Source organism: Paenibacillus silvae, assembly GCF_014639235.1.
Taxonomy (GTDB): domain Bacteria; phylum Bacillota; class Bacilli; order Paenibacillales; family Paenibacillaceae; genus Paenibacillus; species Paenibacillus silvae.
Genome location: NZ_BMFU01000004.1, coordinates 85285 through 98557, shown reverse-complemented (window position 1 = coordinate 98557; position 13273 = coordinate 85285). Strand labels below are relative to the sequence as shown.

10 protein-coding genes are annotated in these 13273 nt (G+C 47.7%); 1 reads left to right on the top strand and 9 read right to left on the bottom strand.

All coding sequences use genetic code 11. The annotated features are described in order from the left end of the window. Positions 1-37: 37 nt before the first annotated feature. The 8 genes from polA to IEW26_RS14735 form a co-directional block, all read right to left on the bottom strand. Positions 38-2692 (bottom strand): DNA polymerase I, encoded by a 2655-nt coding sequence (polA, locus tag IEW26_RS14770; RefSeq protein ID WP_188592964.1) that lies wholly within the window; start codon positions 2690-2692, stop codon positions 38-40. Between the two features lie 245 nt (positions 2693-2937). After that, positions 2938-3597 (bottom strand): phosphate signaling complex protein PhoU, encoded by a 660-nt coding sequence (gene phoU, locus IEW26_RS14765; protein ID WP_111273805.1) that lies wholly within the window; start codon positions 3595-3597, stop codon positions 2938-2940. A gap of 64 nt (positions 3598-3661) precedes the next feature. Beyond that, positions 3662-4417, bottom strand: coding sequence for a phosphate ABC transporter ATP-binding protein PstB (gene pstB, locus IEW26_RS14760; protein ID WP_111273806.1), 756 nt, complete (start codon positions 4415-4417; stop codon positions 3662-3664). 218 nt (positions 4418-4635) lie between these two features. Then, a complete protein-coding gene (locus IEW26_RS14755) occupies positions 4636-6105 on the bottom strand; it encodes a methyl-accepting chemotaxis protein (protein WP_188592963.1) in 1470 nt (489 codons plus the stop codon). 148 nt (positions 6106-6253) lie between these two features. After that, complete coding sequence (locus IEW26_RS14750; RefSeq protein WP_188592962.1) at positions 6254-6982, bottom strand: response regulator transcription factor; 729 nt, start codon at positions 6980-6982, stop codon at positions 6254-6256. Between the two features lie 140 nt (positions 6983-7122). After that, positions 7123-8952, bottom strand: coding sequence for a two-component system histidine kinase PnpS (gene pnpS / locus IEW26_RS14745; RefSeq protein WP_188592961.1), 1830 nt, complete (start codon positions 8950-8952; stop codon positions 7123-7125). Positions 8953-9224: 272 nt separating this feature from the next. After that, on the bottom strand, positions 9225-9566 hold the full coding sequence (locus IEW26_RS14740) for a cupin domain-containing protein (protein WP_188592960.1): 342 nt from the start codon (positions 9564-9566) through the stop codon (positions 9225-9227). A gap of 207 nt (positions 9567-9773) precedes the next feature. Beyond that, positions 9774-10646, bottom strand: coding sequence for an SDR family oxidoreductase (locus IEW26_RS14735; RefSeq protein WP_188592959.1), 873 nt, complete (start codon positions 10644-10646; stop codon positions 9774-9776). A 361-nt stretch (positions 10647-11007) separates the two neighbouring features. On the opposite strand from IEW26_RS14735, the gene IEW26_RS14730 reads away from it, so the two are divergent. Then, positions 11008-12567, top strand: a complete 1560-nt coding sequence (locus IEW26_RS14730) for a histidine kinase N-terminal 7TM domain-containing diguanylate cyclase (protein WP_188592958.1) — start codon at positions 11008-11010, stop codon at positions 12565-12567. A gap of 214 nt (positions 12568-12781) precedes the next feature. On the opposite strand, the gene IEW26_RS14725 is transcribed toward IEW26_RS14730, so the two are convergent. After that, positions 12782-13207, bottom strand: coding sequence for a hypothetical protein (locus tag IEW26_RS14725; RefSeq protein ID WP_111273160.1), 426 nt, complete (start codon positions 13205-13207; stop codon positions 12782-12784). Between the last annotated feature and the right edge of the window lie 66 nt (positions 13208-13273).

The window sequence follows — 13273 nt, the reverse complement described above, 5'->3', positions numbered from 1 at the left end:
ATAACGGAAGATGAGGCTCAGCGGGACCCCTTCTTGTCTATTTCGCCTCGTACCAGTTCTGTCCAAAGCTAACCTCTGCTTTTAGTGGCACCGACAGCTCCAATGCTTTCTCCATCACCGAAGGCACAAGCTCCTTCATCAGCTCCAGCTCCTCTGGCGGTACTTCGAATACCAGCTCATCGTGTACCTGAAGCAGCATGCGGCTCTGAAGCTTGCGTTCACGCAGCGCCTCATCCATCTGCACCATCGCCAGCTTGATGATGTCGGCAGCAGTGCCCTGAATCGGTGTATTCATCGCCGTACGCTCTGCGAAGGAGCGCAGATTGAAATTGCTTGCATTGATCTCCGGCAGGTAACGACGACGTTCCAGCATCGTTTTGACATATCCGTCCCGGCGTGCATCCTTCACAATGTCATCCATATATCGGCGCACACCCTGGAAAATTTCAAAATATTGATCAATAAACTGCGCCGCTTCCTTACGCGTAATGTGCAGATTCTGGGAAAGGCCGTAATCGCTGATGCCATATACGATACCGAAGTTAACCGCTTTGGCGGAACGACGCATATCGCTGTCCACATCCTCCGGCTTGACGCCGAATACATCGGAAGCTGTCTTGGTATGGATATCCATATCGTGTACAAAAGCTTCCTTGAGCCGCTCATCATCGGAAATGTGAGCCAGTACACGCAGCTCAATCTGGGAATAGTCTGCGGCGAGAATAGACCAGCCCGGCTCGGACGGTACAAATACCTTCCGAATTTTGCGTCCTTCCTCCATGCGAATCGGAATGTTCTGCAGGTTCGGGAACTGACTGCTGAGCCGTCCTGTCGCTGCAATCGTCTGCCGATAGAACGTATGCACCTTGCCATCCCGGTCCGATATCTCTTTCAGCAAACCTTCAACATACGTAGACTGCAGCTTGGCAAGCTGACGATATTGCAAAATATGCTGCACCACATCATTATACGGGGCCAGCTTCTCCAGCACCTCGGCATCTGTCGAGTAGCCGGTTTTTGTTTTTTTCACAACAGGCAGCCCCAGCTTGTCAAACAAAATCTCACCCAGCTGTCTCGGTGAATTCAGATTAAATTCCGTACCGGACAGTTTGTAAATCTCAGACATCAGTTTACCGATCTGTTCTTCGAATTCACTGCCGAGAGCCTGCAGATCTGCTGTATTGGCCTTGATTCCCTGCTTCTCCATATCCGCAAGAATGCGGGATAACGGCATTTCGAGCTCATGGAACAGCGACTTCATCTCATCGCTCTCCAGTGCCTGCTCCTGAAGCGGGATAATTGCAGCCAGCGCAGCCGCTTTCCGGCACAGGAAGTCGCTGAGCACATCCGCCTCCGGCACTTTGTACTTGGCGCCTTTGCCCATGACGACGTCGTCTTCAACGAGTGATGGCAGTCCGTACTTGGACGTCAGGCCGCTAATCGTCTGATTCGACTCCGTTGGGTCAAGCAAATAAGCTGCAAGCTGCACATCAAAGGCCGCACCGGCGAATTCAATGCCATGCGCATGCAAAGCCAGATCCACCCGATGCAGATCATACCCGCGCTTCGGCTGATCGCTATTTGCGAGCCATTCCCTTACAGGTGCTGCCACATCGGACTGAAGCAGCTCAGGAGAAAGGTAAATATACTTCTCCCCTGAGCCCACAGCAAGGCCGACCAGCTTTGCCTGGTGGGGGTTATCGCCATGTGTTTCCACATGGAGCACATCGATCGAACCCAGCACATCAATCAGTTCAGCCAGGTTATCTTCTGTTGCGATTGTGGATTCAACTTCAGCAGCGGGAACCGCTTCTTGCTCAGAGCTGATACTGCCGCTGAAGGACAAACGCTCCAGCAACGATTTGAACTCCAGCTTGGCCAAGGCAGGTCCTGCACTGGCCTCCTTGAGTCCATCAAACTGCATATCCTCCCACGTCTGCTCCAGCGGCACCTCACGGTGAATGGTCGCGAGCTGTTTGCTCATGCGAGCGTCCTCGGCGTGAGCTTCGATCTTTTCCTTCATCTTGCCCTTCAGCTCACCTGTACCGCTTAGCACCTCTTCCACCGATCCAAACTGATGCAGCAGCTTGAGCGCTGTTTTCTCCCCTACCCCTGGAATGCCCGGAATGTTATCAGAGGCGTCTCCCATTAAACCTTTCAGATCAATAATTTGTAACGGCGTTAATCCGTAACGTTCCTTAATCTGAGCGGGATCATACAGCTCAATCTCGGTAACCCCTTTACGCGTCAGCCCGATATGTACATGGTCTGAAGCAAGCTGCAGCATATCCTTGTCACCCGATACCACGAGCACCTGTCTGCCTGCATCATCCGCGCGTTTGGTCAGTGTTCCGATAATATCATCCGCCTCGTAACCAGCCAGCTCAAACTGTGCAATTCCGAGTCCTTGCAAGAGTTCTTTGAGCAAAGGGAACTGCTCGGACAGCTCCGGCGGTGTTTTTTCCCGTCCTCCCTTGTACTCCTGATAACCCTCATGACGGAACGTCACTTTGCCCGCATCAAACGCCACCATCACATGTGTCGGTTTATGCTCCTCAAGCAGCCTTAACAGCATCGTTGTGAAGCCATAGACCGCATTGGTATGCAGACCTTTCGAATTCGTCAGAGGAGGCATTGCAAAAAATGCCCGATAAATAATGCTATTGCCATCTATAAGAATCAACTTGTCCATTCCAGCACCTCACGTATCGTATGGTCGAACCTTTTTACCCAACCTTCTTTCATGATACCATACCTGCCACACACATCAAAAAAAGTTACACCCTTTCTCACCACATTTTTTTGCGCAAAAAAGAACCTCCTTCCCTGTCAGCCTGTGCACAGGCCAGCCGGAAGAAAGTTCTTTACTTTTCGATCATGTTTTCGATCTATAGTGTTCATTATCGGTGGTGCAGCAGAACGCTGTCCCACTCGGATTTACTGATTCAAATCCGGGCGTTGACCTGTAACCAGATAGACGGTGCTCTCACCAATATTGGTCGCATGGTCGCCAATCCGTTCAATGTATCGTCCAACCATGAGCAGCAGCATCGCCTGAGATGCCTGAGTCGGATGATCGGTCATTAACGTGTATAGATCTCGAATCATGTTGCTGTACAGCTGATCAACCTGATCATCGGTTTGAGCCATTTTATAGGCCAGATCCGTATTCTCCTTCAGATAAGACTCAATTGACTCGTCCACCATCGACTTTACGACTTCAGCCATACGCGGAATATCCACCAGCGGTTTGATCAATTCCTGACCCTCCATGCGAAGAGTTACCTTCGCCACGTCCAGGGCCAGATCCCCCATCCGTTCCAGGTCGCTGGAGATTTTGAATGCCACGATAATGCGTCTCAGATCTTTGGCTACCGGCTGCTGTGTAATGATCAGCTTGGAGCCCAGCTCCATAATTTTGTCCTCAAGGGCATTCAGATTCGCGTCATTTTTGATGATGACCTGGGCCTTCTCCGCATCCATCGTTTGTAAACTTTCAATTGCACCATCCAGTGCCTTTGCTACATGGTCACCCATTTGTTGAAGCAGAGTGCGCAGCTCTTCCAGCTCCTGATCAAATTCTTTTCTGCGAATCATAGGTTTCATGTCCTCCTTCTCGATCATCTCCGGGCAGGCCGGGGTCATTCCTAATCAGCTCGCCTTAACCGAACCGGCCAGATATATAATCCTCGGTACGGGAATCTTGCGGTGTGGAGAATAACGTCTCCGTATCAGCTGCCTCCACCACTTCACCATTCAGGAAAAACACCGTTTTACCCGACACTCTAGCTGCCTGATGCATGTTATGTGTAACCATAACGATCGTATATTTATGATGCAGCTCTTTCACCAATTCCTCAATTTTCAATGTGGATATCGGGTCCAGTGCCGATGTTGCCTCATCCATCAGCAGCACATCCGGCTGCACAGCCAGTGCGCGCGCAATACATAGACGCTGCTGCTGTCCACCAGACAAGCTCATCGCTGATTTTTTGAGCACATCCTTTACTTCTTCCCACAATGCTGCATGCACCAGACTTTGCTCGACAAGCTCATCCAGCTCCTTCTTTTGAGTTACACCGTGCAGACGTGGTCCGTAGGCTACGTTATCATAGATTGATTTGGGAAAAGGATTCGGCTGCTGAAATACCATCCCCACCCGCTTGCGCAGCGTCTCTACTTCGATCTCGTTGCTGTAAATATCCGAACCGTTCAGCATAACTTGTCCTTCCACACGAACACCCGGAATCATATCATTCATCCGGTTTAATGTGCGGAGCAAGGTGGATTTACCGCAGCCAGATGGCCCGATAAACGCCGTTACCGTTTTCTCCGGCAGGTCCATCGATATATTTTTAAGCGCATGATGCGTGTCATAATATAAATTAAGTCCATCAATGTGAATGAGGTCTTTCATGTATGTGTTCACTTCTCCTTCGCTCCAGGGATGGTCGTCAGCCCTTTACGTTGAGACCGGCGTTCATGTTCTTTATGAACCGGGTCGGTCATCTTTAATATCCTAACTTAATATTGTAAAAACAGTACCACCTTCATGTTAACGCAATGTAAAAACACCCGAAAAAGACCCAGGTTGCTGCTTGCCACCCAGGCCCCTTATTCAGCAGAAAAGCTCATTCACAGCTCTGCTTGCTCTGCAATCATGCTCTTCAGCTTCGTTTGAATATGCTCTGCTACTTGTCCCGCCTGGCCACCCTCATGAGCAATATTCTCTACGATACTGGATAGCGCATGCACTGCACCATTTAACTTGCCAAATACAGCGGCTCCTTCCTGCACAACCACCGCACTGCCATCAATCTCTGCTCCATTGGTTTGTATAAGTGATACGGTCTGTTGAGTCAAGCTCTCGATGCCCAGAAGCAAGGAGGACAGCTTCTCAGCGAATTCCCGCGTCTGCTTGGCAAGAGCTCTGACCTCTCCTGCAACGATCTGAAATCCGCGTCCGTATTCCCCGGCATGAGCCGCTTCGATGGACGCATTCAAAGCCAGCAGCCCGCTCTGATCAGCCAACGTACGAATGGAACGCGCCATATCCGAGCCAGCCTTGATCGATTCAAGCATCTGGCTGGCATGTTTCCCCTGGATGCCCATATGTTCATGGACCTGGCTGTAAGATGTTTCGACCTGCCGCAGGCGGCCTTCTCCCTCGTAGGACAAGGCAATCATCTGTCCTGCTTCCTGCACAGTCTGATTCGCTGCTTGCACCAGCCTCGTTACCGCCTCGTGAATCCGGGCAATCTCCCGTCCGCTCTCCGTCACCGTGCGTATGCGGTCTGCCGATGCTGCCTGCTGCAGCTTGCGGGAGAGCATCATCACATCACGCATTGTAAGCACACCAACCAGACGGCCCTGCTCCGTTACAAGCAGACAATCGTAAAAGTGCTCCTCATCTCGCCGCAATGCAGCATCAATGATGGCTGAAGGCTCCATATGTATATCTACAATAACCGGAGATGTATTTGCCGTATTAATGATCGGTTTGCGATAGAATAAATCTGCAGCAAATCGGCCATTCAGTAAACGATACAAGTTTTCCCGCATCATCAAACCTGTCGGCTTCAGCTGCTTATCACATAACACAATGCACGGATGTTCACGGCCATCATTCAGCATCGCCGCCGCTTCTCCGCATGTCGTGCTCTCCTGAGCTGTAGGTACCTGACGACAATATTCATATATGGATACGTTGTTGTCTTCTATAGCTCCATTACTCTCTTCTATACTAACGTTATTCTCTTCCTGAAGAAGAGGTGTAATCCGTTGTTCGGATTTCATCTCAGACCGGAGAGGCTCCTGCTCCACATGTTGCGACACCTCTCCAGGTGTTACACGCTTTTGTTGTTTATACTTCTGCTGGTCATCGTTCTGTTGATTATATTTCTGTTGCTCATCTTGCTGTTGCTGTTCGTTATGCTTCAGATTATTAAGCTCCAGATCGTTTTGCTGCTGCTCATTAACTTTTTTTTGGCTTTCAGGTTGTTGGTTTTCATGCTGCTGGTTATCCTTTTGTTCGTTCATACTCTGTTCCTGATCTTGAGGTGCACCCTTCAGAACTTCGGGTCTTTCTTCTAAAAGCGTAGGCATAATTGCGCAGCTCCTTTACGTGTTAACTCTGTCCCAACCTATAATAATAGGTACAAAGTATCACTTGGATGACTTCATCCTACTCCCTATTAATAAAGGAAATTCTTCCTTTATGTAAACGAAACGTAAAATAAAACTCCCCGATCATCTAGCTAGAATGATGGGGAGTTTTTCTTTTGACAACCAATTTATAACCTACACCACGAATCGAATCGATATGAACCGATTCGGGATCAAGCTCCAGCTTTTTGCGTAACGAGCTGACATGTACATCGACGGTTCGCTGGCCTCCGATATAATCAAACCCCCACACCGCATTCATCAGATCATCACGGGTGAGAACAACTCCAGGTTTCTTTGCCAGATATAACAGCACTTCAAATTCCTTTGGACGAAGGCTGATGGATTGTCCCCCTAAAGTGACTTCGTACTTTAACGGATAAATCTCAAGTTCACCCAGAATGATGCGTGAGCCGTCCTTGTCCTCGGGCTGTGGCAATTCATCGCCATTGGAATAACGTCTGAGCACTGCGTCTACCCTTGCGAGCAGTTCGGATACCCCAAAGGGTTTAGTAATGTAATCGTCAGCACCCGACTTCAGCCCTTGTACAACCTCGGCTTCACCGTTCTTGGCCGTAAGAATGATGACAGGTGTGCTCACTCCCTGAACCCGCAGCTTGTTCAGAATATCCAGACCGTTCATGCCCGGAAGCATCAAATCCAGTAGAATCAGATCAAAATCCTGCGACAAGGCCCGGTCATAACCTGCTGACCCATGGTCTTCTGCCGTTACGTCATAACCCTCCTGTGTCAGGTTATACGTAAGTAATCTCGATAATGTCGGTTCATCTTCAATAACCAGCAAACGTTGCGCCATGATACCCCTTCTCTCTTCATAGGTTGTCTGTTGCCACAACACTTTTTTTATCATAGCACTTATTTGTTAACGCTGTGTAAAGATAAATATTCATTTTACATTTTGCTCCCTGATACCTATAACTTTTGGCTTGAAGTAAACTAGTTTTCTTCTTCCTGAATTAATGGCAAAGTGACACGGAAGGTGCTGCCCATGCCCAGTTCACTGTCCACCGAAAGCTTGCCGTGATGCAGCTCTACCAGATGTTTTACGATGGACAGTCCAAGTCCTGTGCCGCCCGAATTACGCGATCTGCCCTTGTCCACTCTGTAGAAGCGTTCAAAGATTCGCGGCAAATCTTTTTTCGGTATGCCGATTCCGGTGTCTGACACTGCAAAAACAACCTGTTCTTGCTCACTCGTCTGATCCATCTTCACCTGAAGTTTAACTCTGCCCCCCTCGGGCGTATAGTTGATCCCGTTCGATAACAGATTAATGAAAATTTGCTTCATTTTATCCTCATCTGCTTCGATATACAGCTCTTCCGGCACATTCATCTCCAGACGAATCTGCTTTTTCTCCGCCACCTTGGACAGCGTTCCCAGCACCATTTCGAAAAAGGAGTGCACATGCACCGGCGAACATTCCAAAGGTGCACGTTTGGATTCAATCTTCGATAATTCCAGAATATCTCCGATTAACCGATTGAGTCTGTCACCTTCGTCATAGATAATCTTCAGGAAGGAACGCTCCGTTTCCTTATCCTGCACACCACCGCTTAGCAAGGTTTCAGCGAAACCCTTAACAGCTGCGACAGGCGTTTTGAGCTCATGAGATACGTTGGCAACAAACTCGCTGCGCATCGACTCCAAGCGGCGAATCGCAGTTACGTCCTGCAAAAGAAATAACATGCCGCGATAACCGCCATGATCCTCATACATCGGCACTCCATCCATACGTATCAAGCGTTCCTCCGGGCTAAATACACTCACTTCCTCGTGCATACGTTCCTGAAGAGCAACGCTCTCTTCAATGGTGCGTGTCAGCTCGTAATGGCGTTTGAGTTCCGTATAGGGCTTGCCTGTCACTTTTGATGCCTGAATCGAGAGCATCCGCTCTGCTTCGCGATTGACCAGTGCAATGGATTGCCCCGCATCAATCAGCACGATCCCGCCTGTCATATTCGCGAGTACACTTTGAAGCAAGGCTTCATTATCTCGAATCGTCTTGAGCTGCGATTGCAAGCTATCTGCCATTCCATTAATGGCAAGCCCAAGCTGACCGATCTCGTCTCTGCGCGTAACCTTAACACGAGCATCGTATTCCAGCTTGGTGATTCGATGAGCCACTTTAGTGATATGCTCGATCGGGGACGTTAGACCACGGGCCACCCTGTAGCTGACGATTGCCACAATCAGGAACAGCAGTCCAAGTGCGCCAAACATAATCATCCATCCACGTTGAAGCCCCTGATCTACCGCCTGAAGACTCATGGACAAACGAATGTAACCATCGAATTTACCGCTTGGTATCTCAATCATGTCACTTTGATCGGAATTTACAGGCAGCGCAACATACAGCATATCCTGTCTCAGCGTCTCACTGTAACGAATGGACTGTCCATAACTGCCATCAACAGCCGTCCGAATCTCATCACGATTCAGGTGATTATCCATCGTGGCGGGATCACTCTCCGAGTCTCCAATCACGATGCCATCTTTATTGATAAAGGTTACCCGCGAATCGGTGAGACGATCCAGTTCCAGCGCTCGGTCCGAGTAGTATTTGCGCGTTGCTGCTGATGTCGGATCAGAAGCATCATGAAACGGAAATGTTGCCTTGAGCAAATTAATCTCACGCACCATCGTCTGCTCCAGTGCATTGATATGGGTTGTTTTGAAAACTCTGCCCATCGTATATCCGGCTACAATGACGGATAAGCCAATCAGTATCATCATAATCAGGGCCAGGCGAATGCGAAACGGTCTCATTAATCTCTTCCTTCTGCTGTTTTTTAATCCGTTGAACAAGACAATTTACATTGCCACTCCGATGACAGAATAACCTTCCAATCACTGTTATCCCCAGATTTTTTTTGATTCCCTATTCCAAGGAAAAAATCTGGGGATAAAGGTGAAGCTTATGCTTCCGATGCAGCTTTCTTGCAGAAAGCTTGTAGCTTCGCTTTTTCAGGTTTTTTCTGTCCTCTCCGTTCATAGTGTAAATAAGTAAACTCCAATGATGAAAATACGCTATTTTTTTATCAGCTAAGTTCGGTGCGGTCACCACGTGTCGTGGGATGTGAAATGACCAGAAATTCAACGTCCGCATCGCTTTGATTTTGCATCTGATGCGGCGCTCCCGGTGGAATTTCAATGCCTTCATGCGGCTCCAATACGTACGTTACTCCGTCAAGCTCCATGCAAGCCTCGCCACTAAGGATAAAAAAGAACTGGCGGCTCTTGCTATGCACATGTCTTGTTTCTGTAGTTCCAGCTGGCATTCGTTCATGAATTACGCTCAGCGTTTCACCTTGAACTAGGTGCCAGCCATCACATTTCGCTCCCCATATATAGTGTGTTGCCTTTTGTTTGCTAATCTTCATATGAGCGCCCTCCTTGTAACTTGTCCGGTCTATCATATCACATTAAAATATCATAGAAATGTCAACGCAGAACCGGATTTGTGTAAAGTCATTCCCACCTTCCAGAACAAAAAGACGGAACGCTGTAAATCCTTCAGCGATCCGTCTATATCTCTGTCAACTCAACACTTGCTCTTTTCTCTCCGGCTTATCATATAAGCCTGTACTTTAACCGTTGACGACTTCGCCACCATTCACATGAATTACCTGTCCGCTAACATAAGAAGAGTCATCAGATGCAAGATACACATAGGCTGGCGCCAATTCATCCGGCTGGCCCGGCCGTTTCATCGGCTGACTTGCTCCGAATTCACTCACTTTTTTCTCGTCAAAGGTGGATGGAATGAGCGGTGTCCAGATCGGGCCCGGGGCCACGGCGTTAACGCGAATGCCCTTTTCAATCAGATTCATCGACAAGGAACGGGTAAACGACGTAATCGCTCCTTTGGTGGAGGAGTAATCCAGCAGCATTGGATTTCCCCGATAAGCGGTAATGGATGTTGTATTAATGACGGTACTGCCTTGTTTCAGATGTGGCAGAGTTGCCTGTGTAATATAAAACATACCGAAAATGTTGGTGCGGAATGTTTTCTCCAGCTGCTCTGGCGTAATATCCTCCAGATTCTGCTGTGGATGCTGCTCGGCGGCATTGTTAACGACTATGTCCAGTTTGCCGAGCTCATCTATAGTCTGCTGCACACTTTTCTTGGCGAAGCTCACATCACCAATATCACCCGCAATCAGAATACATCTGCGTCCTTCCTGTTCGACTTGACGTTTGGTTTCCTCTGCATCCGCATGCTCACTTAGATATACTATCGCCACATCGGCGCCTTCCTTTGCATACGTAACCGCGACTGCCCGTCCTATTCCACTGTCACCACCTGTAATCAAAGCTACTTTGTCTAACAGCTTTCCAGCAGCTTTATACTGCGGTTTCTCAAATTCCGGCTTGGGCTTCATTTCAGCTTCAATTCCCGGACGCTGGTCCTGATGCTGTGCAGGCATGGTTTTCTGATTCTGTGTAGTCGTGCTCGGCATTGAACTCTCTCCTCTCAGTACAATCAAGTTTCACTTCGTAGGATGGCATGAACCGACCAGATTATTCTTCTGTCGATCAACAGCAGCAGCATTTCTGTATGCCGCTTCTATCGTTATTTACCACTTTTATGTAAAATCAAACAACCACAACTCGAGAATAGAGTGATTCTAAACATTTTAAAAATTTTCAATTCCACCTTTTTACTGATTCAAAGTGTATTCCTATGCAGGTGGGGCTGATGTACAATGTAAAATATACGGATTGTTCCTAGAAATCATTCAGTCATAACGGTTTACGGCTCAAGTATTTGATCCCTCATCTCATCGATGAGACTAATTTATTGGACATGGAGATCTGAACATGGAATCGCATATCAATTCATACATTACACTTGTAACCACGTCAGCGGTGCTGAATCTGTTTCTGTGTATGTATACTTTTTTCAGAAGAGCTCATTTTCCAAGTGCCCACCTTTTTATTCTGTACACCGCTTCCCTGTCCGTTTATACCTTCGGATATGCGATCGGTCTGGCCAGCAATACTTTGGAGCAGATGAAGTTTTGGAATATTATCCAGTATATTGGCATGCCTGTCTCCGCTCCGCTAGGACTGCTTTTGATGATCAGGTACACGGATAAAAAATTATCCAAACTCCAGACATCAGCTCTGTTTATCATTCCCGCCATTACCGTATTTATGGTTACTACGAATGATTGGCATCACCTTTATTACAAAAGAGTATGGCTGCTTGAAGACAGCAAGGTCCCGATTATGGCCATAGATATTGGTCAGTGGTATGTCGTACATGGTGCATTTACCTTCTCTTGTCTTTTGTGTGCCGGTCTTATATTGATTGGTCAATGGCGGCATACGAAAAAAATGTATCGCCGACAGCTGCTTACATTGATTACTTCACAAATTATCCCTATGGTTGCCGCATTTGTGTACTTGCTCGGCTTGACTCCATTTGGTCTGGACCCTGTTCCTATCCTGATGTGTGTCACATCAACCATGTACATTTGGGCCATTTTGTCCTCTCGCCTGCTGACGATTGTGCCGATTGCAAAAGAAAGTATTTTTGAGAGCATGCGTGAAGGTGTTATCGTGCTGGACAGTTCCTATCGTCTCGTCGATTTCAATCGATCGCTGCGGCTTCTGCTGCCTGAAATTCAAACAACAATGGTTGGACGACCTCTAAATGACATCTGGCTTGAAATTTCAGGAGAAACCTTCCCTGTTGAGTATGGCAGAGAAGGACTGCAAACGGACCTGTACTGGCAATTCAATGGGGAAACCGTCTGTTATCAGGTGAGAACATCGTATGTTTTTAATAAAAGCTCTGAGGCTGTAGGCATTCTCATTATGCTGATTGACATTACGGAGCAGCGCTTCCTTGAGGAGCAGCTGAAGCAGCTCGCTTATTTTGACGGGTTAACCAAAATATATAATCGTACTCAATTTCTATACAAAGGCAGAGAATTGCTGAGCGAGGCTCGGCTTAATCTGCAACCGATCTCCTTCATTTTGTTTGATATTGACCATTTCAAACGCATTAATGATACGTATGGACATGATGTCGGAGATCAGGCCATTATTCATGTCGTATCCATATGTAATCGCTACTTGAGCTCCGAAATGTTATTTGCCCGTTACGGGGGGGAGGAATTTGTGATTGCCCTGCCCAATATGACACTTCAGGACGCGCATGATCAAGCAGAGCAGCTGCGGACTGCATTGTTAAGTGCACCTCTCGAGGTAGAAGGCAAGACCGTGTCGCTGACATCCAGCTTTGGTGTGGCCCAGTGTGACAGTGACTCAGACACTCTTGAATCCCTGCTGCGCGACGCAGATCATGCCTTGTATGAATCAAAACGACACGGCCGCAATACGGTAAGCGTTCACACTGTAAATGCCGTGTAGCCAAGTTCCCGAATGCAAAACAGACAGCCCCTGTGGCTGTCTGTTTTGTTAATAATGTCCTACACAAAGCGGGCTGTACATGCTGATCACTCAACCCTGCTGCCTGTAGAATTTAAAATCATCATGTTCACGGTTTGCAATTATACATTACGTATTTCCTTGTTCTGCTTGTCCCCAATCATTGCAAACGCTTCACCATCACTTCAAAGCCAGATTAAAACATGGTTCTTTCTACCATCAGATACACCATGATCAAAAGGAACACAGCGAGTAAAGTGCTGAACATACGAATTTTGCTTTGTTGTGGCGTTACATCCTGATTATTTTTGGCACCCTCTGCTGCCAGACGCAGCGGTTTACCCATAATTCCGCCAATGGCCGCTATAGCGAGAAGCAGTACAACGACTACAGCCATCCACATATGAGAGTAGTTCCCCTTGGTCATCAGATAACCACCTGTCAGAAGCTGAATAACAAGTGCATATTGAGCAATTTTGTTCAACGTACGAAGTGACGCAAATGCTCCCTCCTGCGCTGCTGCACTTAATGTGCGAATTTTGCCAACCGCAAATGGCAGGATCAGATAGAATCCCATAGCCAGCGCTCCGACGATATGGAGCAGATACATAATCATTGTCAAAATTTTCATCCTCCTCAACATTTTCGGTGTGCTGTACATCACATCTTATTATACTGGGGAACTTAT

What these genes read in the sequence shown, in the direction of transcription:
- IEW26_RS14740 (WP_188592960.1), bottom strand. Translation starts at nt 9,566, where the DNA reads ATGAAGATTAGCAAACAAAAGGCAACACACTATATATGGGGAGCGAAA.
- IEW26_RS14735 (WP_188592959.1), bottom strand. Translation starts at nt 10,646, where the DNA reads ATGCCGAGCACGACTACACAGAATCAGAAAACCATGCCTGCACAGCAT.
- pstB (WP_111273806.1), bottom strand. Translation starts at nt 4,417, where the DNA reads ATGAAAGACCTCATTCACATTGATGGACTTAATTTATATTATGACACG.
- IEW26_RS14730 (WP_188592958.1), top strand. Translation starts at nt 11,008, where the DNA reads ATGGAATCGCATATCAATTCATACATTACACTTGTAACCACGTCAGCG.
- polA (WP_188592964.1), bottom strand. Translation starts at nt 2,692, where the DNA reads ATGGACAAGTTGATTCTTATAGATGGCAATAGCATTATTTATCGGGCA.
- phoU (WP_111273805.1), bottom strand. Translation starts at nt 3,597, where the DNA reads ATGATTCGCAGAAAAGAATTTGATCAGGAGCTGGAAGAGCTGCGCACT.
- pnpS (WP_188592961.1), bottom strand. Translation starts at nt 8,952, where the DNA reads ATGAGACCGTTTCGCATTCGCCTGGCCCTGATTATGATGATACTGATT.
- IEW26_RS14755 (WP_188592963.1), bottom strand. Translation starts at nt 6,105, where the DNA reads ATGCCTACGCTTTTAGAAGAAAGACCCGAAGTTCTGAAGGGTGCACCT.
- IEW26_RS14750 (WP_188592962.1), bottom strand. Translation starts at nt 6,982, where the DNA reads ATGGCGCAACGTTTGCTGGTTATTGAAGATGAACCGACATTATCGAGA.